Here is a 26,079-nt window from a genome sequence, read left to right on the forward strand (position 1 = left end):
CAGGGAGACACCTCCATGAACGTATTCATTACCGGCGCTGCCGGTTTTATCGGCGGTTCCATCGCCACTGGCCTGGTCAAGGCCGGCCATAACGTCACCGGCCTGGTGCGCAGCACCGAACAGGCTGCGGAAATGACGGCACTGGGCATCACGCCGGTAATCGGTACGCTGGATGACAGCGCGCTGTTGACCGAGCAGGCGAAGAAAGCAGACGCGGTGATCAACGCCGCCAGCAGTGACCATCGCGGCGCGGTGGAAACCTTGCTGGTCGCGTTGTGCGGCTCCAACAAAACCTTCCTGCACACCAGCGGTTCGAGCATCGTTGGCGATGCGTCGGGCGGTAAGTCCAGCGATGTCATCTACTTTGAAGACAACCTGCCGGCGCCGACTGTCGACAAGGCTGCTCGCGTGGCCATCGACAATTTGATCCTGGCTGCCGCCAAAGACGGCGTGAACTCGGCGGTGATCTGCAACACCTTGATCTACGGTCACAGCCTGGGCGTTAAGCGCGACAGCGTGCAGTTGCCACGTTTGCTTAAACAGGCACGCAAAAGCGGTGTGGTTCGTCATGTAGGTACCGGCCAGAACATCTGGTCCAACGTGCATATCGAAGACGTGGTTGCGCTGTACCTGCTGGCGCTGGAAAAGAATGTGCCGGGCACGTTCTACTTTGTGGAAAGTGGCGAAGCGGCGTTTGTAGACATGACTACCGCGATTGCCGAAGCGTTGAAGCTGGGTAAACCGCAGGATTGGCCATTGGCGGATGCTGAGGCCGAGTGGGGTTATGAAATGGCCAACTATGGCCTGGGCTCCAACAGCCGGGTGCGCGGCAAGCATGCGCGGGAATTGCTGGGATGGGCGCCGAAGCGGACCTCCGTAGTGGAGTGGATTCGCAACGAGATGGTGTGATGTTCGCTTGAGACCGAGGCGAGCTCTTCGCGAGCAAGCCCGCTCCCACACTTAACCGAGTTCCAACTTTGGAATGCGGTCAAATGTGGGAGCGGGCTTGCTCGCGAAAGGGGCGACTCGGTCCAACGGTCTTACCCAACACTAGCCCCACCCCGCCCAATTCCGTACCATCCCCAGCCTTATCCCCCGCAACTCCCCGGTACTTCAATGAACCTCACCCGTCTGCGCGCCGACGCCCTGGCCGGACTCACCACGTCTTTTGCCTTGCTGCCCGAATGCATCGCCTTTGCCCTGGTGGCTCATCTCAACCCGCTGATGGGCCTCTACGGCGCATTCATCATCTGCACCCTCACCGCGCTGTTCGGCGGCCGGCCCGGCATGGTCTCCGGTGCCGCCGGCTCGATGGCGGTGGTGATCGTCGCGCTGGTGGTGCAGCACGGCGTGCAGTATCTGTTGGCCACGGTATTACTGGGTGGGTTGATCATGGTCGCCTTCGGCCTGTTGCGCCTGGGCAAGCTGGTGCGCATGGTGCCGCACCCGGTGATGCTCGGGTTCGTCAACGGCCTGGCGATCATCATTGCCCTGGCGCAGCTGGAGCATTTCAAGAGCGGTGACACCTGGCTCAGCGGCACGCCGCTGTACGTAATGACCGGGCTGGTCGCGGCCACCATGGCCATCGTCTACCTGCTGCCGCGCCTGACCCGCGCCGTACCGCCAGCCCTGGTGGCGATCCTCGGCGTAGGCCTGGCGGTGTACCTGCTCGGCCTGCCGACCCGCACCCTGGGCGACATGGCCCACATCGCCGGCGGCCTGCCGACCTTCGCGCTGCCACAGATTCCCTGGACCCTCGAAACCCTGCACATCATCGCGCCCTACGCGATCCTGATGGCCATGGTCGGCCTGCTGGAAACCCTGCTGACCCTCAACCTCACCGACGAAATCACCGAAACCCGCGGCTACCCGGACCGCGAAAGCGTGGCTTTGGGTGCCGCCAACATGGTCTCGGGCCTGTTCGGCGGCATGGGCGGCTGCGCGATGATCGGGCAAACCGTGATCAACCTCAGCTCCGGCGGGCGCGGGCGTTTCTCCGGGGTATTTGCCGGGGTGATGATCCTGCTGTTCATTCTGTTTCTGTCACCGCTGATTGAGCGCATTCCGCTGGCGGCGCTGGTGGGGGTGATGTTTGTGGTGTCCCAGCAGACGTTTGCCTGGGCGTCCCTACGGGTGATCAACAAGGTGCCGCTCAACGACGTGCTGGTGATCATGGCGGTGACGGTGATTACCGTGTTCACCGACCTGGCGACGGCGGTGCTGTGCGGGATTGTGATTGCGGCGCTGAACTTCGCCTGGCAGCAAGCGCGCGAGCTGTACGCGGATGAACATATGGAAGCGGACGGCAGCAAACTCTATCGGGTGCACGGCACGCTGTTTTTTGCCTCGACCACGCCGTTTTTGAATCGCTTCGATCCGGCCAACGACCCGGCCCAGGTGACGCTGGATTGCCGTCACTTGAGCTTCGTCGACTATTCAGCGATTGCTGCGTTGATGACCCTGCGCGAGCGCTACGCCAAGGCCGGCAAGCATTTGCGGGTGCTGCACCTGTCCGAGCGCTGCCGCAAACTGCTCAAGCGCGCCCGGGTGCAGCACGACTGACCGTTGTTGAAGCGCGATGATCGTTCCCACGCTCTGCGTGGGAACGCCGCTTTGGACGCTCCGCGTCCGCTCTTAAAATCGTGACGCGGAGCGTCACAAGATGCATTCCCACGCAGAGCGTGGGAACGATCATGGTCCGACCAGGTTTTCCAGTTCCTGGGCGCGGGTCTGGGTCATGTCCAGCACGCAGCCGGAGCCGTTGACCTGATCAATGGTGCCGCCGGTGGCCGAGCCGATGAAGCCGCAATTGGCATCGCGAAACTTGAGCCACTGGCGTTGTACGTCCTGCAGCTGCTGCTTGCGGTTGCCTTCCATCGCGGTCATCGCGGTTTTGTAGGCGGTATTCAGGCGCGCGTCCTGCACCTTGGTTTCCTTGGCGTTGCAATTGACCATGTCGGCGGTGGTGTTGGCGCCATCCATGCATTTTTTCAGTGCCGGGTTCTCATCGGCCGAGGCCGTGCCGCACAAGGCCAGCAACAGTGCGCCGGCGGCGAAAGGAACAAGCAGGGGGTTACGATTCATTCTGGGTTTTCCTGGTCATGAGTCGGTGTGCAGTCTAAGACTCGGCCTGCGCAGTTGAGTTTCCAGCCCCGGCGATCTTCATGTAAAAACGCCCCCCGAATTTTCATCCACTGACCCTGGGCATATCCCTGCGCGACAGGGCTTGTCTGTGGGCGAAAATTACTTTCATAAAAATTGAAAATACACCTCGGTAATGATTTATGACTTTCACAACCTATTCGACGTGACCCTTTCCGAGGAGTACCGCATGGCCGCATCACCGGGGTATTGGCTGTTGATCTACGCCGCCATCGCCATCATTGCATTGATCGTATTGATCGCGCGTTACCGGCTCAACCCGTTTATCGTCATCACCCTGGTGTCTATCGGCCTGGCGCTGTTGGCCGGAATGCCGGCGGATACGATCATGGGCTCCTACGAGGCCGGCGTCGGCAAGACGCTGGGGCATATTGCGCTGGTGGTCGCGCTGGGCACCATGCTCGGCAAGATGATGGCCGAGTCCGGTGGCGCCGAGCAGGTGGCGCGCACGCTGATCAACCGGTTCGGCGAGCGTAACGCGCACTGGGCAATGGTGTGTATCGCGTTCCTGGTGGGGCTGCCGCTGTTTTTCGAGGTCGGTTTTGTGTTGCTGGTGCCGATCGCGTTTACCGTGGCGCGGCGGGTGGGCGTGTCGATCCTGATGGTCGGCCTGCCGATGGTGGCCGGCTTGTCGGTGGTGCATGCGCTGGTGCCGCCGCATCCGGCGGCGATGATGGCGGTGCTGGCCTATAACGCCTCGGTCGGGCAGACGGTGCTGTATGCAATTTTGATCGGCATACCCACCGCGATCATTGCCGGCCCGCTGTACGCCAAATTTATCGTGCCGCACATTCACCTGCCGGCGGAAAACCCGCTGGAACGCCAGTTCATCGACCGCGAGCCGCGCACCCGCCTGCCGAGTTTCGCCCTGACCATGGGCACCATCCTGTTACCGGTGGTGCTGATGATGATCGGTGGCTGGGCCAACCTGATTTCCACACCGGGCACCGCCTTTAACCAGTTCCTGTTGTTTATCGGTAACTCGGTGATTGCGCTGCTGGTGGCGACCCTGGTGAGCTTCTGGACCCTCGGCCTGGCCCAGGGTTTCAACCGCGAATCGATCCTCAAGTTCACCAACGAATGCCTGGCACCAACGGCCAGCATCACCTTGCTGGTGGGTGCGGGCGGTGGTTTGAACCGGATTCTGGTGGACGCCGGGGTCACCAATGAAATCCTCGGCCTGGCCCACGCCTTCAACCTGTCGCCTTTGGTGATGGGCTGGCTGTTCGCCGCGCTGATGCGCATCGCCACCGGCTCGGCCACCGTGGCCATGACCACGGCCTCAGGCGTGGTCGCACCGGTTGCGATGGGGCTGGGTTATCCACACCCGGAATTGCTGGTGCTGGCCACCGGCGCGGGTTCGGTAATCTTTTCCCACGTGAACGACGGCGGCTTCTGGCTGATCAAGGAATACTTCAATATGACGGTGATCCAGACCTTCAAGACCTGGACCGTGCTGGAGACCCTGATTTCGGTGGTCGCCTTCGGTCTGACTTATGGTTTGTCCTGCATCTTGTAACCCGGAGCCGAACCGATGGACATCCTCTACCAGATCCGCGCCCGCCAGGATTCCTTCAGCGCCGGCGAAGGGCGTATCGCCAAGCTGATGCTCGATGATGTCGGCTTTGCAGCGTCCGCTAGCCTGGAAGAATTGTCCCAACGGGCCGAGGTCAGCACCGCCACCTTGTCGCGTTTTGCCCGCAGCGTCGGCTGCCGCGACCTGCGTGACCTGCGCCTGCAACTGGCCCAGGCCAGCGGTGTCGGCAGCCGTTTCCTCGACCCGGCGGGCCTGCCGGAGCAGTCGGCGTTTCACCGGCAGATTCTCAGCGATATCGAGGCGACGTTGCGCCGGCACCTGTCCGGTTTCAACCAGCGCAGCTTTGTCGACGCCGTGAGCCTGCTGGGCAATGCACGGATGATCCACGCGTTCGGCATGGGCGGGCCGTCGAGCCTGTGCAGCGACGAGTTGCAAGTGCGCCTCGTGCGCCTGGGCTACTCGATCAATGCCTGCCACGACCCGGTGATGATGCGTGTGACCGCCGCCACCCTGGGCCCGGAGCATGCGCTGATCGTCTGCTCGCTGACCGGCATCACCCCGGAGGTATTGGGCGTGGTGGCGCTGGCGCGCAACTACGGCGCAAAAATCATCGCCATCACCCTGCCGGACTCCCCGCTGGCGCAGTTGGCCGACGTGCTGCTGCCGCTGCAACCGGCCGAAACCAGTTTTATCTACAAGCCAACGGCGGCGCGCTACGGAATGCTGTTGGCCATCGACGTGCTCGCCACCGAGCTGGCCTTGGCCATGCCGGATGACAACCAGGAACGCCTGCGACGGATCAAGCTGGCCCTGGACGATTATCGCGGCGGCCCTGACAGCCTGCCGCTTGGAGATTGAGATGAAGTACCACACGCTGATCCGCCAGGCGCTGATCATTGATGGCAGCAACACCCCCGGCTATGTCGCCGATGTGGCGGTGCACGAGGGGCGTATCGAGAAGATCGGCGACCTGTCCCGGGACAGCGCCGAGCATGAAATCGACGCTGCCGGGCGCGTATTGGCGCCGGGGTTTATCGACGTGCACACCCACGACGACACGGTGGTGATCCGTCACCCGCAGATGCTGCCCAAGCTGAGCCAGGGCGTGACCACGGTGATTGTCGGCAACTGCGGCATCAGCGCCTCGCCCGTGAGCTTGCAGGCTGATCCGCCGGACCCGATGAACCTGCTGGGCACCGCCGAGGCCTTTGCCTACCCACGGTTCAGCGATTACCGCGCGGCGGTGGAAAACGCCCACCCGGCCGTCAATGTGGCGGCGCTGATCGGCCACACCGCGCTGCGCAGCAACCATATGGACGACCTGCACCGTACCGCCACGCCGGGTGAAATCACCGCGATGCGCGTGCAGTTGCAGGAGAGTCTGGCGGACGGTGCCCTGGGTTTATCCACCGGGCTTGCATACGCGAGCGCCTTCAACGCCGAGACCGATGAAGTGCTGCAGTTGAGTGAAGAACTGACGGCTTATGGCGCGGTGTACACCACCCATTTGCGCAGCGAATTCGAACCGGTGCTGGAGGCGATGGACGAGGCTTTTCTGATCGGCCGGCATGCCAAGGCGCCGGTGATCATTTCCCACCTCAAGTGCGCGGGCGCCGGTAACTGGGGGCGCAGTCCGCAGTTGTTGGCCTCGCTGGAACACGCGGCGAAGACCCATCCGGTGGGCTGCGATTGCTACCCGTATGCGGCCAGCTCTTCGACCCTGGACCTCAAGCAAGTCACCGATGCGTTTCGCATCACCATCACCTGGTCCACGCCGCATCCGGAAATGGGCGGGCGGGATCTGCAGGACATTGCCGCCGAGTGGGCGGTGCCGCTGATGGACGCCGCCCGCCGCCTGCAACCCGCCGGGGCGGTGTATTACGGGATGGACGAGACCGACGTGCAGCGCATCCTCGCGCATCCGCTGTCGATGATTGGCTCGGATGGTTTGCCGGAAGATCCGTTTCCTCATCCACGTCTGTGGGGCGCGTTTCCCCGGGTACTGGGGCACTTCAGCCGGGACCTTGGCTTGTTCCCGCTGCACACCGCCGTGCACAAGATGACCGGACTGTCGGCGGCGCGCTTTGGCCTGGCCGGGCGCGGTGAGATCCGTGAAGGGCATTGGGCCGACCTGGTGCTGTTTGATCCGTTGCGGGTGCGGGATGTGGCGGACTTCAAAGAGCCGCAACGCGCGGCGGAAGGGATTGACGGTGTGTGGGTCAACGGCGTGCTCAGCTACAGCGACGGGCAGGCCAACGGGCAGCGTCCCGGACGATTCCTGGCGCGCAGCGGGGATTTGCGTAAGGGGTTTGCGGCCGTATAGTGGCCGCTCTCAAACACGGAGCCAATCGCCATGCACTTAGGAAAAGTCACCCCCATTTTGCGTAGTTTCGACGAGGCCAAAACCCTGGAGTTCTACGTCGATTTCCTGGGGTTCAAGGTCGATTGGCAGCACCGGTTTGAAGACAACTTTCCGCTGTACCTGCAGGTGTCGCTGGGGGACTGCGTGCTGCACTTGTCCGAGCACCATGGCGATTGCACGCCAGGTGCGGCGGTGCGGATTCAGGCTCAAGGGCTGGAAGCGTACCAGCAACAATTGCTGGCCAAGCATTACCGCAACGCCAAGCCGGGGATTGAAGACACGCCATGGGGCAGTCGCGAAATGAGCATCAGCGACCCGTCTGGGAACCGGTTGGTGTTTGTTGAAGAAGTCAGCAGCTGAGGCTGCGCGCAAAAATCGCAGGCAATAAAAAACCGCCTTAGTAGGGCGGTTTTTTATTGCAATCCCAGTTCGCGGCTGGGGTTGCGCCTCACCGGAAGCATTGACCTGCTGACCGGATACTACTGTCGGTTCAGGCATCACGCAAGGCCTGGTGACACTCGGTGTTTTCAGTTCTTTGAGATCTACGCTATTTAAGGACGATTGCAAAAACTGGCAATAAATTCTTGGAGCGTTACCGGTGGATTAGTTCTCCCAGGTCACACCTTTGAGCGGGATGTTGGTTAGTATCGCCCCCGTTCTGTGTATGTCGTTTGTAGGTGGGCTGGGTACGCGCGCGAATTTATGGACCGAACGCCACGGGCTAGTAATCCGTGCCGGATTCATGCGGGAGGAACCAAAGCCCGGCCGCCTCACTGGAAGCATTGACCTGCGTCCGAAGGCTCACGTGTTCCGGTAAGTGCGCTGGAGGTAGGCCCAACTGATGGAGGGCCGAGTATGTCCAAGTTTGCACGACGTACGTGGGACCTCGTAGTGAACTCCCTGCGTGTTTATCACGTGTGGAAATTCCTGCGGGACAGCTTTGATGACCGTTAAGGTCTGAGAAGTGGGCCGCCCCGGTTTCGACCGGGGCGGCTTTTTTGTGCCTGAGATTTACACCCGGAAATGGCTGACCATCTGCTGCAACTGCCCGCCCAAACGCGCCAGTTCCACACTTGACTTGGCCGTCTCGTCACTGGCCGCTGCAGTCTGCTCCGACACGTCCCGCACATTCACGATGCTGCGGCTGATCTCTTCCGCCACGGCACTCTGCTGCTCGGCGGCTGCGGCGATCTGCTGGTTCATCGACTGGATATTCGACACCGTACGGGTGATGTTTTCCAGTGACACACCGGCCTTGCGCGTCAGTTCGACGCTGCTGTCGGTGAGGCTGCGGCTGTTGTTCATCACGGCGGCCACTTGCTGGGTGCCGTTCTGCAAACCGGCCACCAGGCCTTCGATTTCTTCGGTGGATTTCTGGGTGCGCTGGGCCAGGCCGCGCACCTCATCGGCGACCACCGCAAAACCGCGACCGGCTTCACCGGCACGGGCGGCTTCGATGGCGGCGTTGAGCGCCAGCAGGTTGGTCTGCTCGGCCACGGCCTTGATCACGTCCATCACGCTGCCGATCTTGTTGCTCTCTTGTTGCAGGTGCGTCATGGCGTCGGTGGAGCGTGCCACTTCAGCTGCCAGGCGTTCGATCTGGGCGATGGCTTCGGCCACCACCTTGTCACCGGCACGGGCTTCACCGTCGGCGGCCGAGGCAGCCTGGGACGCTTGTTCGGCGTTGCGTGCGACTTCCTGCACGGTGGCGGTCATCTCGTGCATGGCGGTGGCCACTTGATCGGTCTCGATCTTCTGGCTGTTGACCCCGGCACTGGTCTGTTCGGTCACGGCCGACAGCTCTTCGGCGGCGCTGGCGATCTGGGTCACGCCGTCGCGGATGCCGCTGATCAGTTCACGCAGGGTGGTGCCCATGCGCTGGATGCCTTGCTGCAACACGCCGAGTTCGTCGCGGCGGGTCACCTGGATGTTGTGGCTCAGGTCGCCGGAAGCGATGCGCTCCACCACGGCGAGGGTCTCGCGCAGTGGGCGGGTGATCTGGCGGGTGATGATCACGGCCGCCACGATGCCCACCAGCAAGGCCAGCAATGTGCTGATCAGTTGCAGGCTGCGGGCCTGGGCGCTTTCGGCGTCGCGGCGTTGCAGCTGGATGTCGTACAGCTTGTCGCTGATGGTGACAATGTCGGTGCCCTGGGTGGTCATTTCTGCCCGGGCCGAGACGATGTTGGCGTTGGCCGCCTTGTAGTTCTGCACCGCGCTGCGATAGGCGCCGAGAGCGGTTTCCAGGGCTGTCAGTGCAGGCTGTTGGCTGGCGCCAAACGCTGCGTGCAGGCCTTTCAGACCGTCGATGGCTTTCTCGATCTGCGCGGCGGCACGGGCTTCAGTCTCGGCGTTGACGTTGCCGGTGTAGCCGCGCACTTCGTAGCGGGCCAACTGGAACTGTTCCTTGGCGCTGGTCACGGCCTCGAACTGGGCAAAGCGCTCGGCGCTATCGGGCATCTGCCGCACGCTGGCGTCCAGGGCACTGATCTGCGCATTGGCGATGTCAGCCTTGTCGCCCATGACCTGGCGCGCGGCGTTACCGTTGCGGTAGGCCTCGCGCATTTTGTTCAAGGACTGCTGGTAAGCGGTGATGATCGCTTTTTGCTCATTGAGCAGCTTGAGGTTGTCCGGGCTCTTGAAGCTGTCCAGCAGCTTCTGTTGCTGGGCCACAAAACTGTCGAGGTTGGTCTGCACGTTTTGCGCCACGGCTTCGTCGCCGTTGGCCAACATGTATTGCAGGCGCACGATGCGCAGTTTGGTCAGTGAAGCGTTGAGCTGGGTGATGTCGCTCATCCAGTTGCTGCGGTCGATCAGGCCGCCCAGGCTGGTCCAGCCGGTGAGCGCGAGGATCGAGGTGAGGACCAGTACCAGGCCGAAGCCCAGGCCCAGTTTCATATTGACGCTGATGTTGCCGAACCAACTATTCATCGCATTCCTCCAGGAACAGATTTGCGGGTACATCCGGTTGCTGGAAGTAGCGACCAGCCGATGGGTAGTCAGGAGGTATCGGCAGCCCTGGCGAGAGCTGAAACGGTTTTTTCGTGAGGGCAGGATTTATGGAACGTGAGCGACGAGCGGTCGCACCGCCCTCATGCAGAGGGCGGTGCGAGGATCAGTGGACTTGGCGCATTCTTTTGCTGGTGGTGATGATGTCGATCAACGCTTCCCTGCTGCTGAAACGGCGGTCATCCAGGTTCCAGCGATTGACGAAGTGCCCCCTGGCATCCTGCTGCAACGCGGTGTGGACCAGTACGCCGTCGCGGTTTTTATGGACCATCTCCAACCCGTCGTCCAGGGTGCGCTGAAGCAGGTAGTCGCCTTTGCGCCGCAGGCGTTGTTCGAGGCTGAGGGATGTCGCGGGCACGACAGGTGGCGGCAATGGCGCACCGGCGACTTCGACGTTTTTCTTGAAGTCGTAGCGCACCAGTGGCCATTGCTGCTCGCGCGGCAGCGCCTGGACGCTGGCGGGCTCACGCACAAAGCCGCTGGCCGAGCCGGGAGGCACATCGTCCAGCAGCAGACTGATGCCGTTGTTGAGCTCGGCAATGCCCGGTACGCCGCGATGAGTATTGGCGTGCGTTTCGCCCACCAGCGCGACCCACTTGTGTGACCCCTGTTGAAGCTGGTCGGCGCGGATCACCTGGGTTGCAAAGTAGTTGAACATTGATGTCCTGGAGGCGGGCATGCCGTCCACCCGCAAGCTGACGACACAGTCGAGCGCGCGGATCCGCACGTTATGCTTCATCGCCACCTGCACCAGGCTGACAAAACCGTAGGGGCTGTCGGCCGGTACGCCGTGGCCTTTGTCCAATGCGTTGAGGTAGCTCCACAGTTCATCTGGCATAAAGCCCAGGCTGTGGACGATATCCAGGTCGGCTTGATGCAGCTCGGTGGTGAGTTGCTCCATGTACAGGGTTTTCACTTCTCGCGGGCCCTTCAGGTATTCCATGTGCCGGCTGAGGAAGCCTTTGCTCGACGTACCGGCGTGGGCTTCGCCGACTACCAGGCCATCGGCGGTGTCCAGCAGTTGATCGATAAATTTCGCCTCATCCAGGGTCGGGTCGACCACAGGCAGTGCTCCCCGAGCAGGCGGTGTGTGTTCGGTAAAAAACGCCTGCGCCTGATCCTGAAGTTTTTTGCGGGTCTGGTCGAAGGCGGTTTGCGCTGCGCGACGGCTGCTGGCGGTCTCCCTGTAGGCGGTGGCGAAGAGCGCTTCACGCGTGCCTATCGGCAAGGTGATTTCCTCGCTGATCAGGCCCAGGTGTTCATGGGGCAGGTCAAAGGTGCTGAAGTGGCGCGGCGCCTCAACAGGCAGAGGGCGCGTTGGCCGTAGCGCATGTGAGCGCTCCACCGAGGGGCCCGGGTGCGGCGCCGGTTGGCGTGCCGTGTGCAACGACAGCTTCAGGTCGCCCTTGGCCAGGGCATCGCCGGGAATGCCGCCGGCCAAATCCGCGATGACTCGGGTGGGTTGGTCGAAGGCGTCGTCGACCCGCAGGGCAATGCTCTTTTGCAGGTCGGCCAGGCCCGGCGTGCCGCGATAGGTGCTCATGCGTTTTTGATCAACCAACGCTATCCAGCGCTCGCCCGGTTTTTTCGCCTGGTCATCGTTGATGAGGGTGTGGGAGTAAAAGTTGGTCAGCCGGTTGGCGCGAATCGGGGCCGGGCGTGAATCAAACAGGCACAGGGTGTTTTCCAGGTCGTAGGAGCTTGAGGCGTTCAACGGCCGAACCTCAATCCCGTGCTGTTGCGCGGTGTTTACCAGCATCCAGTGGCCGTACAACCCTTCGGGGTCGCGGTAATTTTCCTTGTCGATGGATTTGAGCTGGCCCTCGGCCCGTTTGGAGAAACCACTGGAAAACCGTGAGTGGGTTTTCAGGTGATGAATGTCGCGCCACAGCGGCTCGATATAGAGAACCGTCACGTTCAGTTCGCGCAGGTATTGCATGTTTTCGATCAGCACCTGTTTAGCTGCGGTGGAAAACGGTGCCTCGCCTACCACCAGGTTGTGCGCGTCATCGATCAGCAGCTTGAGCAAATCACGCAGGGCAATGTCTGGCGCCGGGTTCAGGGTTTCGGCCCGGGGAACCACGGCGGGCAACCGTGCAAAAAACGCGTCGGCGTCATCCGTCAGGGCCCTGACATTGTCCAGGTGCTGTTTGAGTGCCGGGGCGAGTTGCCGACGCGAGATCCAGATGCTGTGGGTATTGAGGTCTCGATCCAGGTAGGCGATCTGCAGGAACAGCGCCGACCTGTCCTCGGGGGCGATGACGGCCGCTACGTCCCGGCGAAACTTTTCCGACAATTCATAGGGCTGCCCGAGCCTTTCCGGGCCAGGCATGCCACCGATGACACCGGAGCGCTGCCACTGGCCGTCCACCGTCTGGTTCACCAGCTTGCCGGTGGAGCGCAATTGCCCGCTGGTGTTGTCGTAGCGAAACAACAGGAATCGCCCCAGGCTGTCCGGGGTGTGCGAGGCCCACAGGCTGTCGCCGGCAAACAGCACGGGCTGCATGCCCTGGGGCAATGGGGGTTGCGGTTGCAGTTGCTTGATCAAGCTCATGGCCTGTTGGTCCTTGGTCACCCGGGCAATATGGCGCAACGGCGGACGGGCGAGCTTGACGGGGGCGAACAGCAGGGGCCGCAGGTCGGTCAACAACGTCCCGCCGGCATTGAGCAGCGCACCCAGATAGTGTCCCAGCGCGGCGGCGGTGTCGTTGCGGCTGTAGGCATGCAGGGCGAGCATCGAATCCTTGAACACCAGCAAGCCGCCCAAGGCCAGGCTCAGTGCCGGGAAGGGCGCGGTCAGCACGGCAATGGTGAGTTCGCCGATCACGCTGACCAGCTCCATGATCATCTGCAAGCGCCCGGTGGTGGTGCTTTTGACTTCGTCGATACGGTGACGCAGCTTTTTGTCGTAGGTGTGGTAATGCAGGTTCTTCAGCGGCAGTGCGGTGCGAGGCACTTCGTCGAACACCGGCTTGGAATACAGCCCCTTGAGCTGTGCCGGCAGGCCGGCCACCAACGCATGCAACCTCGGCTCGAACGCCGCGCGCTCAACGCTGGCGACCCGGCTGATGTAGTAGGTGTCCATGCCTTCAAGGTTTTTCAGGCGTTCGTTGAATTCCCGTTGCGGCCTGAAGGCGATGCCATCCGGTGCGTGCGGGGTGTAGAGCAGGGGCAGGTCGTTGGCGTGGTGGAACAGGTAGCAGCCATCGATCACTTGCCCGCTGATTTGCAGGGGATAGAGCCGATACCGATTGCGCACGGCATCGCTGTTATCGGCCAGGCTGTCGATGCTTTTTTCCAGCCAGGCCAGGTCGCTTGTTGCCAGGCAGCCTTGCAGGCAGCACTCGAGTGCGGCGACGTGCATGTGCAGTTGGGCAACCTCCAGGGCCATGTTGCGGCGCCATGCATAGTGGGGGCCTTGCGGGTCCAGCAGGGTTTTCTCGACCTCGGCGACATAGCTGTCACCGATCCAGGTGCCTCTGACCGAGTTGCTCACCGTTTGCGCGGTGAGTCGACTCAGGTCGACGCCGGGCGGTCCCTTGAACTGCGCGGTGGTGCTGGCGTCGGGGTTGATAAAGCCCAGGCTGGCGTCGTAGCCGTTGCGGTACAGCGTGGTGTAGCTGACGCGTTCGCGCGGGGTGATCACGCCCACGAGGTTTGGGTCTACCGCCGGGATCGGGTTGCCGAGCAGTTGGTTGAGGGCGGCTTTTGCCGCCTTGTGCAAGTAACTGTCGAAGTCGGGAAACTGTTGTGGGCTACCCGGGCTTGCGGCGTAGGCCTGTGCCGCGCCCAGTGCCTGTTCCTTGAGATCGGCGAGTTTCTGTCGGTCGGCTGCCGATGCCTGGCTCAGCCACTTGGGCATCTGATACAGGTATTCATCGGCCTGCATGGCCAGCGTCGTGGTGCTCATTTCCACCAGGCAGGCCTCGTAGGTGGAGGGCGCGCCGAAACTGATCATCAAATACTCAAGGCTGGCCGGGGTAAAACCCAGGGCGGAAAGCATCGCGCTGTATTTGGGCCGGATCCGGCTGACCAACTGTTCAAGCAGGTAGTCTTTCATGCTGCGCGAATCGGGAGCGGACGCTATCTCCTGGCTCCAGCCGAGGATATGCGCCTGCAATTCCCGCTCGCTGCCAAAGGCCTGGAACTGTTGGGCGCGTGGCGCGTGAGGCGTGCACAGCAGCAAGCGTTTGACCGCGCCCGTTGCATCGGTCTGGCGCAGCACCCACAGGTCCTTGAGCGGAGCCTTGTGCAGGAACAGGCAGCAGGCAGTGAGTGTGGGCGAGGGGCCTTCACTGAGGGTTTGCAGCAGTGCGTAGTCGTCCGCGCTGATATGGTTTTGCAACGATGCACTGTAGGCCAGCGCGTGCAGGCGGCTGTCGAGCATCTGCTGCATGGCTTCCTGTACGGCGGGCAAACTGTGGGCGCGCTTTTGTTCTTCGGCGAAGGTCAGGCTTGGTTGAACCTCGGCCAGCAGCTCGGCGAGGTAAGCCGGGGTGACGTCTCGGAACTCGGGCGGCAATGGCTGCTGGGCGTAGGTCAGTTGGGTGTGCTCGAGAAACTCGGAACCGGCGTGTTCATCGCCACGGTGCAAGCCACGTACCGCCAGTTGCACCAGGTTGTTGTGCTGGTTGTACGAGTTGCCCGACTTAAGGGTGCGCTCGGTGCTGATCTGCAGTTGCTCGGGGATCAGACCCTGGATATCCAGGTCGCCGTCCAGGTGCTCAAGCAATTGCAGGCGCGCCATGGCCTCGGGCGAGGCCGCCGGGCCGAGCAGCGCCAGCACTTGCAGGCTGAGGTGTTCGTAAGTGCGCAGGTGCTCGGCGAGGGTTTTGCGCTGGGCCTCATTGGCGCTGCGGTACCAGTCGGGAGCGGATTCGTGCAGCAGTTTTTCCAGTAACTGTTGCGCGCGCAGTTCCAGGCGCGAGGACAGGTCCCAAGGCGAGCAGCGCAGCGCCTGGTCCAGTTCGAGGGTCATTCTGGCGACGTCTGTCGGCGCGGGGTGGCCTTCCAGGCCAAGGGCAAACGCGATGTCCTGATGTTGTTTGTCCTGCAGGGCGTTGTAGGTGTGTTCGTTCAGCGGGAGGCTGTCGATAGGGCCTGGCACCAGCGGCCAGATACTCGCCGCGCGCAAGTGCTGGTAACGGCGCGGCAAGTGTTGCAGCAGTTCCTGACGCCAGGCCGACTGCTTCATGCGCTCCTGCAGCGTGCGGTCCAGGTGTTTGAGCGAGGTGAAAGCCTCCAGGCCTCGGGAAGGGGTGAACAGCAACACATCACCGTCCTCGATCTCCAGGTGGGTGACTGGTGTCTGGCTGCGCGTGAGGACGAACGCCCCGGCGAACTCGATGGCCTGCTGGCGGTAGCGAAACGTCAGGCGATGGATACCCGGGCGCAGCTCGGGACCGCTGACGATATTCGTCACCAGCAGCTGGTCGGCAGGGCTGAGCAGGCGATCCTTGACCTTCAGCCTGGCCTCGGCCTCCAGCATCGGCTGGTGGCTGTCGAGTATCCAGTTCTTGCGTAGATGGCCGTTGGGCCGCCGTTCGATTTCCAAAGCCGCCAGCTTCTTGTGCAATGCCTGGCTGATGCGCGTGCGGTTCAACCGGCCGGGCTCGCCCTGGATCAGCCAGTCGCCGGGGACGGTGTAATGCACTTGTGCGTTCTGCAGGCTCCAGCGGCTTTCTTCTGCCAGGGCGGCGTGCAATGCCTGCACCTCCAGCAACTCGGTAGAAGACTGCGCTGCCGGTGCGTGGCCGTTGGGGAAAATCTGTAGACGATGACCGATTTGCAGCAGGTAGCCGTTCAGTTGTTCCGGGGTAAGTGGTGATGTGTTCGGGGGCTGGGCGGGCATGGCCGGTCCTCAGGGAGTCAATGGTCCCTGAGGGTGCGCAGTCTCGGCGTGTGGATGGCGGTAGTTAGTTACTCAAGGCCTCGACCACGGTCAGTATCAGGCGTGACGGGCAATCGGTACTCAGGTGTAGCGTGTTGCGCGCCACCCTGGGATGTTCTGCCTGGCCGGGTGCTTCGCCGCTGTTGGGGTTGACGTCAAAGCGCGGGAAGTTGCTGCTGGCGATGTCGAGGCGCAACCGGTGGCCGCGCTGGAACAGATTGCAGGTGGCGAAGGGTTCGATCACCACCTTGACCCGCTCACCCGGGGTCAGCAGGGCGGGGTGCTCCCAGGTGTTTCGGTAGCGGGCCCGCAGGATGCCGTCGGTGATGTTCATGGCGTAGCCGTCCGGGTAGACGTCGACCAGTTTGGCGGTGAAGTCGGTGTCGGGCGCATCGCTGTCGATCCACAGTTCCACGCGCAGCGGGCCTGCGACGATCAGGTCGTGGCTCAGTGGCTCGGTCTGGAAGCTTAAGACATCGCTGCGCTCGGCCAGGGGGCGCTGGTCGCCACGGGTACCGAAGAAGTCCGCCCGCTCGCGTTGGTCGAAAGCGCCGCCGACAAAAATCGGCGCGCCGGAGGTCAGGGCGCCACCGATGGTCGGCACCGGATCGGCCGGGTCGGCGCAGTAGCTGAGCTGGCCCTCGGTGGTCGGCGGTTCAGGTTGCAGTTGGCGTTGTGCGGTGAGGTGCAGGGTGAGTTGCCGGCTATCCGGTAGCGGCCATTGATGACTGTCGATCCAGTGCCCGCCATGTTGCAAGCGCCCCTGTTGATCGCGCTCACCGGTGCCACCGCCCATCAAGAACACCTTCACCGCCGCGGGGGCGGGCAGCGGCGAACCCTTGAGGGTGCGTTCAAACCAGTCCAGGCGGCAGCTCAGCCAGTCTTTCGCCACCTGCCCGTCGAAAGCCGCTGGCGCACCAAATTCCGCATCGCCACTGTGAGTGATATTGCGATCACCATGCAGCCAGGGGCCCATGATCAACTGATGCTGCGCCGTACTGCCGGCGCAAAACGCCGCGTAGTTGGCGAGGGTCGAACTGACATAGGCGTCGTACCAACTGGACATGAACAGCACCGGGATATCCGGCAGATCGTGGTAATGCCCCTCGGCGTAGATGCCCGGCGCTTGCCAGTACGGGCCGAAGTCGCCCTGGGCCCACTGCTCCAGCAGATAGGCTTCGTACTCCGGCACATGCCGCAGGGGCGATTGCCCGGCGTGCCACGGCATGCGCTTGAACCACTGGTGGATGTCTTCCTGTTCGAGGGCTTCGAGGATCTTCGGATCCGCCAGTGCCGCCGGGCTTTCCTTGGCCTGGCGAAACGCCCAGGTGGCTTGCTTGAGCTCCAGCGCGCCGCCCTGGCGAATCCCGCATTGGTAGGCGTTGGCGAAGCCGCCGCTGTCCAGCACCATGCTGGCGAGGCCCGGCGGATGCAGGCAGGCCATCGCCAGTTGCGTGTGGGCGGCGTAGGACAGGCCCATGCTGCCAATCTTGCCGTTGCACCACGGCTGCTCGACGATCCAGGCCAGGGTGTCGCAACCGTCTTCGCCCTCGGCGGTGTATTTGGTGAACACGCCTTCGGAGGCATAGCGCCCGCGGCAATCCTGGAAGATCGCGACAAAGCCCTGGGCCGTGAACCGCGCGGCCATTTGCTCGCGGGAAATATGCTGGCCGTCGAGCTGGATTTCCGAGCGCGATGGTTTGCTCTTGTCGTACGGGGTGCGTTCGATCACCACCGGAAAAGGGCCTGGACCGTGGGGCAAGTAGATATCGGTGGCCAGGTGGATGCCGTCGCGCATGGCGATCATCTGGTTGTGCAACGTCTGCATGGGAAAAACACTCATGGGGTCAGTACCCGGTGCCTACGGCAATGGCCAACAACACCATCGCCAGCACCGCATAGATCAGAAACAGCGGCAGGATGTAGCGTGCCCACTGGCCCCAGCCGACGTTGGCGGTGGCCAGCAATACCAACAGGCCGCTGGAGGTCGGGGTGATCATGTTGGTCAGGCCGTTGCCCATCAAAAACGCGAACACCGTGGTTTGCGGGCTGACGCCGGAGAGCTGTCCCAGCGGCCCGAAGATCGGCATGGTCACCGCCGCCTGCCCCGAGGTGGACGGGATCAGTACATCCAGGCCCAGTTGTGCGAAGAACATGCCGTAGGCCGAAACCACCGGGCCATGATCGCCCACCAGATTGGCGAGGCTGTTGACGATGGTGTCGAGCACCTGGCCGGTGCTGAGGATGATTTCCACGGCGGTCGCCAGGCCGATCAACACACCGGCGATCAGCACCTTTTTCATGCCGTCGACAAAGGCGCTGGCGGCGGTGCTGGCACCCAGGCCGGCGATTACGCTGAACGCCACGGTCAGCAGCAGGTAGAACGCCGACAGCTCGTGGTATTTCCACTCCCAGCGGTTAGAGGCGTACACCAGGAAACCAATGCCGGCCCCCAGCACGATCAGGTTCAGCAGGTGGCGCAGGGGCAGCGGTTTGCGTTCGAAGGTGATCTGCGCGCTGGCATCAAACCCATGCTTGCGGATACTCCACAGTACGAACGCGATGCCCACCAGCAGGAACGTGCAGTAGGCCAGGACGCGCATGCTCAGGCCGCTGAAAATCGGCAGCCCCACCATCGGCTGCGCCACGGACAGCGCCACCGGGTTGGAGATGGAGGCCAGGTAGCCGATCTTCACCGAGATGGCCACGATGGCCAGGCCGATCAGGTTCGACAGCCCCAGGCGGTTGGCCATGGCCACCATCAACGGCACGATCAGGATGAATTCCTTGGCCAGGCCCATGAAGGTGCTGCCGGCGGAAAACACCAGCATCAGGCTGGGCACCAGCACGTAGATATTGCCCCGGGTCAGCCCCAGCAGGCGTTCGAGACCGGCATCAATCACACCGGCCTTGTTCAACACGCCGAACATCCCACCGATGAACAGCACCATGAAAATCAGCGCGGCGCGTTTTTCGATGCCTTGGGGAATGGCCATGAAGCCCTCGACCAACGATACCGGCCGAGCGACCGTATCGCTGGCCTTGCGCGGTTCGAGGGAGAACAGTTGGCCCAGGGAGTCGTGCTTTTCCAGCACCTGATAGGAGCCCGGAACCACCAGGCCGTTCTGGCGCTGGAACTTGCCCGAGTTCACCGCGTAGGTGAAGGCGACAGCCAGCAGCACGATGCTCAGCAGAATGATGGCCGGGTTGATCTGCTTGCGCTGTGCGGGTTTTTCCACCGGCGTTTCAGTGGGCGAGTGGGTACGGACGATCTGCGGTTCGGTCATGCTGGTTGCCCCGGTGTGCGCTGTTATTGTTGTGTCGGGTGACACTTGTGGAGCGGACACTAGGGCAAAGTTTTAACGGCGACAACGTTATGCTCGGGCTGGGTTGGGCTATGCGTTTTGTGCGGCCAGACGGTGCTTGAGGTGCTCGGCAAACGCCGTCACCACCTTGGACCTGGGTTCATCCGCGCGAAACGCCAGGCCGAATGCATAGGGCAACGCGGGTCGAAACGGGCGGACCACAATCGGCAAATGCATGAAGTGGCTGGCCAGCAAACCATTGACGATCGACACCCCCAGCCCTTCGGCGACAAAGCTGCACGCGGCGCCCACCGAGTGCACTTCCACCCGCACCTGGGGCGTCAGGTTGGCTGCGCGAAACACCTGGTTCAACTCCGCCCGCAGGGCCCGTTGCCGGCCCAGCATTACCAGCGGCACGTCCCGCAAGTGTTGCACTTCGATGCAGGCGTGGCGGGTCAGCGGATGGTCAGCGGGCATCACGCACACGCCTTCTGTTTCCAGCACCGGTTCAATCTCGAAGTCGGGAATCTCGGTAGGCAAGCGCACAAAACCGAGGTCGGCGGAGCGATCGAGCACGGCCCGTTCGATCATGTCGTAGGAACCGGTCAGCAGCTCGACGACGATGTCTTCCCGGCCCTTGAGAAACTCGGCGACGATCCGCGGCAGCAGCTCCTGGGTCATGCTGGTGGGCACCCCGACCTTGATCAGGCTCTTGCGCGAACGGCCCACGCGCATCTCATCTGCCAGGCGCTGGATACGCTGCATGCCGTCCACCAGGCCAGCCACTTCGGCAAGCAGTTCTTCAGCCTCCGGGGTCGCCATCAAACGACCCTTTTTGCGCAGGAACAACGCGAAACCCAATGCCTCTTCCAGCTGGCTCAACAACCGGCTGACCGCGGATTGCGACAGGCCCATGCGGGTCGCCGCACCGATGGTCGAACCGGTGGACATGATCGCCTTGAAGGCTTCGAGCTGCTTGAGATTCACCGTGATTTTCCTGTGGTTTGAGGGCTTTGCGCATAGCCTGATGCGCTTCTCGCATAACGTTGCCGGGCGTTCGAGGAGCCGTTAGTGTCCGCCGCAATGCGACGCGCCGTCCAGCGTGTCGCAGGCAGCAACTGCCCATAAAAAACCACAATACGGCATTCGGGAGACGGTTATGCGTGAGCTTTTCACGAGGGGAGGAGTGGTGTGCACGGGCTTGCTGGCGAGCCTGTCACCGGCACTGATGGCCCAGGGTTTCTGGGAGGATTCCCACGGCAAATTGACCTTGCGCAATTACTATTTCAACGACGGTTACCGCGACGGCGGCGAGGACCGCAAGGAGTGGGCCCAGGGCTTTTTGCTCAACCTGCAATCGGGTTATACCGAAGGCACGGTGGGTTTCGGCCTCGATGCGCTGGGGTTGTCGGGGATCAGGCTCGACTCCAGCCGCGCCCATGCCGGCACCGGGCTGTTGCCGGTGCACGACGATGGCCGCGCGGCCAGCGAATTCTCAAGCCTGGGCGTGACCGCGAAGATGCGCATCGGTGAAGCCGTGGTGAAAACCGGCACGCTGCTGCCGAAGATTCCAGTGCTGGTGTACAACGATGGCCGGCTGCTGCCGCAAACATTCCAGGGCACTCAGGTCGAGTACAGCGGCGTCCGTAACCTGTACGTGCACGCCGGGCACCTGGACAAGTTCAAGCTGCGAAACTCGACCGACAGCGTGGACATTTATCCCCAGGGTTACAGCGGCAAAAAGGGCAGCGACTTTGATTTCGCCGGCGCCACCTATGCCTTCACGCCCAAGCTAAGCGGTACCTGGTACTACGGCGAAATGCGTGAATTCTATCGCCAGCAGTTCTTTGGCCTGGTGCATAAACAGCCAGTGGGTGCCGGCAGCCTGACCAGCGACTTGCGTTACTTCATCAGCAACGAAGCGGGCGAGGCACGCAACGGCAAGGTCGACAGCGACATGTTCAGCGGGTTGTTCACCTACCGGCTAGGGCCGCAGGCGCTGGGCGTGGGTTATCAGAAAGTCACCGGCGATACCGCCTTGCCCTATGCCAGCGTGTCGACGGTGTATTCCTTCAGCAACGCAGGTGTCGGCAAATTCATCCAGGCCGGTGAGCAAACCTGGATGCTGCGTTATGACTACGACTTTGCCGCCGTGCTGCCGGGCCTGACCTTCATGACCCGCTACTACAAGGGCCAGAACGGTGACTACAAGGGCCGCGAAGCCCGTGAGTGGGAGTCGGACACCAACCTGCGCTACGTGATCCAGGACAGCACCTTCAAAGGCGTGGGCATCGAGTTGCGCAAGGCCACGTATCGCTCGACCTATGCGAGCGATCGTGACAACTACCGGGTCTACCTCACGTACGACCTGGCGCTGTGGTGACAGGCCCTACTGCTCGACGAAATAGTACGGCTGACGGTTGATCGCCATCTCCTTGACCACCGTCACCGGGACGTTCAGCCGGTCAGTATTGTCCACCAGGGCCACGTTGCCGGGCTTGGCCGCGAGGTAACTTTTGAGCTCCTCCGGCGTCTGCAGGATCGTCAAGTAACCCTGCATGTAGAACACCCCGGCGCCGGCGATTCGCTCGTTGGCCTGATACAACACCACTTCCTTGCCCTGCGCCTGCATCGCCTGGATCTGGCTGATTACCGGCACAAACGACTGGCGCACATCGGCCTTGGGCGCGAACCAGAAAGCCGCAATCAGGTAGCAGGCCACTACCACGGTGAAGAAGCCACCTACCAGACCCCGTCGGTTTTCATAAACGTGTTCGGCAACGTGTGATACCTGCCCACGACTTTTCAGCCAGCCCAGCAGCACGCCGCCATACTCGGCGGCCAGCACTGCCGCGGCGGGCGTCAAGGCCATCAGATAAACCGTGCGCTTGCTGGAGGCGAACGTCAGCAGGGTGAACTGCGCCACCAGCCATACGCTGAAAAACAGCCGGTAGCGGTTGCGCACCAGGCTTTTACGGAAGTGCCACAGCCCTAGGTACACCAGGATATTCCAGGGCAAAAAGGCTTCGGGCAGTTTGACGATGTAGTAATAGAACGGCTCGTAGTGACCGGCTTCGACAAACGAACCGCTGAAGCGCCCGACGCTATTGGTCAGCAGCACTTCACGTACCCCCTGCAACCCATCGCGCTGGTACAGGAAACCCAGCCAGATCATCAGCGGCACCAGCGCCAGCAGCGTGAACAGCCCGGGCTTGATCCAGTCGCCCAGCTTGAATTGTTTGTCCATCAGGCTGGTACTGGCCAGATAGACGAAGATCACCACGCCAGGCATGGCCAGGCCCAGAACCCCTTTACTCAGCGTGGCGATGACCATCCCCAAGGTGAACAGCAACCAGGTGCCCAGGTTGGACCTGTCACGCTCCGACGCGGGGCGAGCGACCTGATAGAACGCCAGCAGGGCCATGGTGACCCCGAGGGTGAGCAGCGAATCTTCACCGACGCCGCGCACATTGCTCCAGTAACTGGCCATGGTCGCCAGCATCAGCGCCGCGACAAACGCCAGCGCCTTGGGCCGGCCAAACTTGCGCAGCATTCCGTACAGCAGCATCACACTGAACAGCCCGGCAAACGCCGACGCCAGGCGCACTGCCCAAGTGGTACCGCCAAACAGGCGAATCGCACCGGCGTCCAGCCACAGGCTCAGCGGCGGTTTCTCCAGGAAGGGTTCACGAAACAGTCGCGGCACCACCCAATCGTTATCCAGGTGCATGGCCATGGCGATCCCGGCCACACGGGCCTCGGTCGAGCCTTGCAACTCGTGATTGCCAAGGGCAAAGAAAAACAACAGCGCAGCGAGCAGGAGCAGCAGAGGAGCGGAACGCGTCATGGATTCTGGCTACCGGGGCAGGGGGCTGTTCGGGGGAACAGTCCGGGCGATCGGTGAGTATACGAGGGCGATTCTTAATAATTCGTGAATGAATGTGAGGTTTTTGTGGGGTCAGGGTTGTTTCAGCAGTGGCCATTGGGTTAGCCAGCGTTTGGAGGTGATGCGTTGTTGGTAGATGGCGTGTTTTTCCTGGGTGAAGCGGGGCGTGGGTTTGAGTTGGAGATTGAACAGGTCTTCCAGGCCGAGAGGGGCTGAAACTTCACATAGGTCTTCTGCGGTTCTTCTGACGGATACTGCGGTGGCGGTTTCGGGCCAGAAGCGCATGGCGTCGCTGGCGTTGCGGTAAGGTGCGTCGCCGTTACGCAGGTGCATGCGGGCCTGGTTTTTGACGGACCAGTCGATGGAGGGTTCGGCTGCGTGTAAGAGGGCTTCGAGGCGGCGGTCTTCGTCGGGGCGGGTGCAGGTGGCGTCGAACCACAGTACGTCGACGTCACCGGTCAGTGGAGATAGTGGGCGACCGTGCAGGTGATCCCATACCGCGTTGCGTACGAAGCCGGCGCCGATCCAGCAGTCGGGGAGGGCGAGGGAGCGGACGACGGCCAGCAAACGCCAGCGCAAAGGATCGCCGCCGATCAGCATCTGCACCATCGCGTGATGGTTATGCACTCAAGGCATCTTCAGGCTGGCAAGTGCGGCTTTACCCTTGGCCGACAAAACAGGCTCCAACTGCTCCCAGGTGAAGCTCAGGTCATTGTCGCAACCGTCGCCATTTGCCGGCGTCGACAGCTTCATGCCTTGAGTGTCGAAGCTCAGGTCGAAGCTCGAGTAACTGGTGATCGCCGGGCAACCTTCATCGGTGGTGGTTTGCTTCTCCAGCCATGCGCTGAAGTTGACGGGCAGTTTCAGATGGCCGGAGTAAGCGTCATACCATTCCTGATGCCCGCCGAGCCAAGTCCATGGGTCAACGCTTTCGCCGGTTTGCAGGTTCCAGGAATGCAGCCCCCAACTGATACCCCTGGCGCCCGTACCGGCGGCCCATCGGTAAAACCTGACGGTGATCCACTGGGATGACCAGTACGTGGGTTCGACGCTGATTTCGCTGGTATAGGCCGCACCGTTGCGTCCAAGGTATTCCCGTCGTTCGCTGAAGTAATTGGCTTGATCCTCAGCGCTGACGGCCAGGCTTGCCAACTGCCGGTTGATCTTCTGAATTGCCGGGCTGTCGCCCTCAAGCTTGAGCGTGACCTGGGCGCCTTGGGTCTTTAGCTGGTAGTTGTGCCCGGCGAAGGATTGCTTCTGCGTCTTGACCGGTAGGGGCGCGGCTTCCATGGGAGCGTTATACGCATCGCTGGCACAACCTTCGGGCGGCGTTGCCATGCGCTGCAATGCCAGGGGCAGTGGATTGCTGCCCTTGGTCTTACTCCAGGAACCTTTCAGGGAATCGCCCTGTGGCGCCTCCAATTGCCAGACGCCGCTGTTGCCTTCTTCGGCCCAGGGAGCATCGGGTGTTTCCTGGGTGAGCTGGATCGGTGTCAGGAAGCGCTGGTAGTAGTAACTGCCGCCTGTATTGGGCGAGGCGTTGAAGCATGCGGTGATTGGCGTCTTGCCGAGAATGCCCTGCCAGACGCCTGCGAGGTCGGCGTTGGCGAGGGTGGAGAGGGTGGCGAGGGCCAGAAATAGAGAGGGCTTGAGCATGGATATCGGACTTCCGGTTGTCTGATAGAAGGGAGCCAAGTTGAAAAGTTGCGCTCAAAATATCACGGCGCCTTCTATTACGACTCCCTGACCTTGTCGGTGTTACCCATTCTCGCGGGATGGCAAATCCTGATTGCTTATCCAGCTCCGCGTCGTAGACGTAAACTCCACTGCCACTATTGAGCGCGTTCAGCGAAGCGAGGTTTTCGCAGGCTTGTACCCACCCGTGCAGGCAGGGCGCGACGCTGAATTCTCCACATGCTCGGATGCCTCTTGGTGTGGCGTTTTTTGAGGGTTATACGACCTTTACGCCATCAGGGTCTGTTTCCATAATTTGCCCAGGAAATCAAGCGCGCGCCATGCGCACAAACGTGTTTGTGCAATGAGCGAGGGCCTGATCAATCACGAAGCAAAGAGAGGCACAGAAGATGAGGCTTAAGAACAAGACAGCTTTGATCACCGGCGGTACCAGTGGCATTGGCCTCGCGACCGCGAAGCTCTTCATTGGAGAAGGCGCCCGGGTAGCCGTTACGGGGCGCGATGATGCCGTATTTGAGCAAGTGAAAGCCGAGCTTGGTGAGAATGCGCTCGTTCTCAAGGGCGACGTACGTTCGATCAAGGACATGCGCAGGATTGCCGCCGAGATCAAGGAAACGTTCGGTGGCCTGGATGTCGTGTTTGCCAATGCGGGCCGAGCGTTCCCATCAGCAATCAACGATATCGACGAAGCACTCTACGACGAGATCATGGACATTAACGTCAAGGGCGTGGTGTTCACACTTCAGGCGGTGCTGCCGGACTTGCGGGAGGGCGCCTCATTTATTCTGAATACATCGTTTGTTGCACAGACGGGCAAGCACAACATTTCCCTGACTGCTGCTGCCAAGGCCGCCGTGCGGTCTCTCGCCCGGAGTTGGTCATTCGAATTCCTGGACCGGAAGATCCGCTTCAACGCAATCGCACCGGGCGGGATAAACACACCGCTGCTCGGTAAATGGGGAATGTCAGAGCACGATCTTCAGCACTTCAAGAATGAGTTCGCGAAATTCGTCCCGGTAGGCCACATGGGTAAGGCCGAGGACATTGCCTACGCGGCGCTCTATCTCGCCAGCGACGAATCCTGCTACGTCGTCGGCACTGAATTGGTCGTCGATGGCGGTGCCTCGCAACTGTGAGACCTTGGTTTCCTGCTCGGGGGGCCTAGACGTATTTTCGGCTCGTCCGCTCTCAATCACACCCAGCCACGCTTTTCGTCGTGGTGGTTCTTCAGTC

At 61.9% G+C, this 26,079-nt stretch carries 17 protein-coding genes and 1 pseudogene; 8 read left to right on the forward strand and 10 right to left on the reverse strand.

Going from position 1 to position 26,079, the window contains the following annotated elements; all coding sequences use genetic code 11:
• Positions 1 to 15: 15 nt before the first annotated feature.
• Both ACIOMR_RS18355 and ACIOMR_RS18360 read left to right on the forward strand, forming a co-directional pair.
• Positions 16 to 909, forward strand: a complete 894-nt coding sequence (locus ACIOMR_RS18355) for an NAD-dependent epimerase/dehydratase family protein (protein ID WP_401195647.1) — start codon at positions 16 to 18, stop codon at positions 907 to 909.
• A 207-nt stretch (positions 910 to 1,116) separates the two neighbouring features.
• Entirely contained in the window at positions 1,117 to 2,562 is a 1,446-nt protein-coding gene (locus tag ACIOMR_RS18360) for a SulP family inorganic anion transporter (RefSeq protein ID WP_008436699.1), read from the forward strand.
• Positions 2,563 to 2,691: 129 nt separating this feature from the next.
• Here the strand turns inward: ACIOMR_RS18360 and ACIOMR_RS18365 are convergent, their stop codons facing one another.
• Entirely contained in the window at positions 2,692 to 3,084 is a 393-nt protein-coding gene (locus ACIOMR_RS18365) for a lysozyme inhibitor LprI family protein (protein ID WP_401195649.1), read from the reverse strand.
• 193 nt (positions 3,085 to 3,277) lie between these two features.
• Here ACIOMR_RS18365 and ACIOMR_RS18370 point away from each other — a divergent pair, with 193 nt between their 5' ends.
• From ACIOMR_RS18370 to ACIOMR_RS18385, 4 genes are read left to right on the forward strand one after another with little or no spacing between them, the layout of a single operon-like run.
• Positions 3,278 to 4,681 carry a gluconate:H+ symporter gene (locus ACIOMR_RS18370; protein WP_017478510.1) on the forward strand — a complete coding sequence of 468 codons (1,404 nt, stop codon included), beginning with the start codon at positions 3,278 to 3,280 and terminating at the stop codon, positions 4,679 to 4,681.
• Positions 4,682 to 4,696: 15 nt separating this feature from the next.
• Complete coding sequence (locus ACIOMR_RS18375) at positions 4,697 to 5,557, forward strand: MurR/RpiR family transcriptional regulator (protein ID WP_102368042.1); 861 nt, start codon at positions 4,697 to 4,699, stop codon at positions 5,555 to 5,557.
• A 1-nt stretch (position 5,558) separates the two neighbouring features.
• Positions 5,559 to 7,022, forward strand: coding sequence for an amidohydrolase family protein (locus ACIOMR_RS18380; protein ID WP_177047037.1), 1,464 nt, complete (start codon positions 5,559 to 5,561; stop codon positions 7,020 to 7,022).
• A gap of 30 nt (positions 7,023 to 7,052) precedes the next feature.
• Entirely contained in the window at positions 7,053 to 7,421 is a 369-nt protein-coding gene (locus ACIOMR_RS18385) for a glyoxalase superfamily protein (protein ID WP_003212279.1), read from the forward strand.
• Between the two features lie 651 nt (positions 7,422 to 8,072).
• Here the strand turns inward: ACIOMR_RS18385 and ACIOMR_RS18390 are convergent.
• From ACIOMR_RS18390 to ACIOMR_RS18415, 6 genes and pseudogenes are all read right to left on the reverse strand, one after another.
• Positions 8,073 to 8,936, reverse strand: a complete 864-nt coding sequence (locus ACIOMR_RS18390) for a methyl-accepting chemotaxis protein (RefSeq protein WP_371132985.1) — start codon at positions 8,934 to 8,936, stop codon at positions 8,073 to 8,075.
• A pseudogene (locus ACIOMR_RS18395) lies at positions 8,928 to 10,025 on the reverse strand (methyl-accepting chemotaxis protein); the annotation flags it as partial. The pseudogene ACIOMR_RS18395 and the gene ACIOMR_RS18390, both read right to left, overlap by 9 nt.
• Positions 10,026 to 10,176: 151 nt before the next feature.
• Positions 10,177 to 15,921 (reverse strand): membrane-targeted effector domain-containing toxin, encoded by a 5,745-nt coding sequence (locus tag ACIOMR_RS18400; RefSeq protein ID WP_401195654.1) that lies wholly within the window; start codon positions 15,919 to 15,921, stop codon positions 10,177 to 10,179.
• Positions 15,922 to 15,985: 64 nt separating this feature from the next.
• Positions 15,986 to 17,788, reverse strand: a complete 1,803-nt coding sequence (locus tag ACIOMR_RS18405; RefSeq protein ID WP_401195676.1) for a CocE/NonD family hydrolase — start codon at positions 17,786 to 17,788, stop codon at positions 15,986 to 15,988.
• 19 nt (positions 17,789 to 17,807) lie between these two features.
• Complete coding sequence (locus ACIOMR_RS18410; protein ID WP_087693429.1) at positions 17,808 to 19,247, reverse strand: YfcC family protein; 1,440 nt, start codon at positions 19,245 to 19,247, stop codon at positions 17,808 to 17,810.
• 108 nt (positions 19,248 to 19,355) lie between these two features.
• Entirely contained in the window at positions 19,356 to 20,252 is an 897-nt protein-coding gene (locus tag ACIOMR_RS18415; RefSeq protein WP_003212270.1) for a LysR family transcriptional regulator, read from the reverse strand.
• Between the two features lie 172 nt (positions 20,253 to 20,424).
• On the opposite strand from ACIOMR_RS18415, the gene ACIOMR_RS18420 reads away from it, so the two are divergent.
• Positions 20,425 to 21,648 (forward strand): OprD family porin, encoded by a 1,224-nt coding sequence (locus ACIOMR_RS18420; protein WP_177122312.1) that lies wholly within the window; start codon positions 20,425 to 20,427, stop codon positions 21,646 to 21,648.
• A 6-nt stretch (positions 21,649 to 21,654) separates the two neighbouring features.
• Here ACIOMR_RS18420 and ACIOMR_RS18425 read toward each other — a convergent pair whose 3' ends face one another.
• The 3 genes from ACIOMR_RS18425 to ACIOMR_RS18435 form a co-directional block, all read right to left on the reverse strand.
• On the reverse strand, positions 21,655 to 23,112 hold the full coding sequence (locus tag ACIOMR_RS18425) for an ArnT family glycosyltransferase (protein WP_401195658.1): 1,458 nt from the start codon (positions 23,110 to 23,112) through the stop codon (positions 21,655 to 21,657).
• A gap of 111 nt (positions 23,113 to 23,223) precedes the next feature.
• Positions 23,224 to 23,760, reverse strand: coding sequence for a nucleotidyltransferase family protein (locus ACIOMR_RS18430; RefSeq protein ID WP_401195679.1), 537 nt, complete (start codon positions 23,758 to 23,760; stop codon positions 23,224 to 23,226).
• Between the two features lie 18 nt (positions 23,761 to 23,778).
• Positions 23,779 to 24,807, reverse strand: coding sequence for a hypothetical protein (locus tag ACIOMR_RS18435; protein ID WP_401195661.1), 1,029 nt, complete (start codon positions 24,805 to 24,807; stop codon positions 23,779 to 23,781).
• A 428-nt stretch (positions 24,808 to 25,235) separates the two neighbouring features.
• Here ACIOMR_RS18435 and ACIOMR_RS18440 point away from each other — a divergent pair, with 428 nt between their 5' ends.
• Entirely contained in the window at positions 25,236 to 25,982 is a 747-nt protein-coding gene (locus ACIOMR_RS18440; RefSeq protein WP_003212263.1) for an SDR family oxidoreductase, read from the forward strand.
• The last annotated feature ends 97 nt before the right edge of the window (positions 25,983 to 26,079 follow it).

The organism is Pseudomonas sp. NPDC087814 (genome assembly GCF_044742865.1).
Taxonomy (GTDB): Bacteria; Pseudomonadota; Gammaproteobacteria; order Pseudomonadales; family Pseudomonadaceae; genus Aquipseudomonas.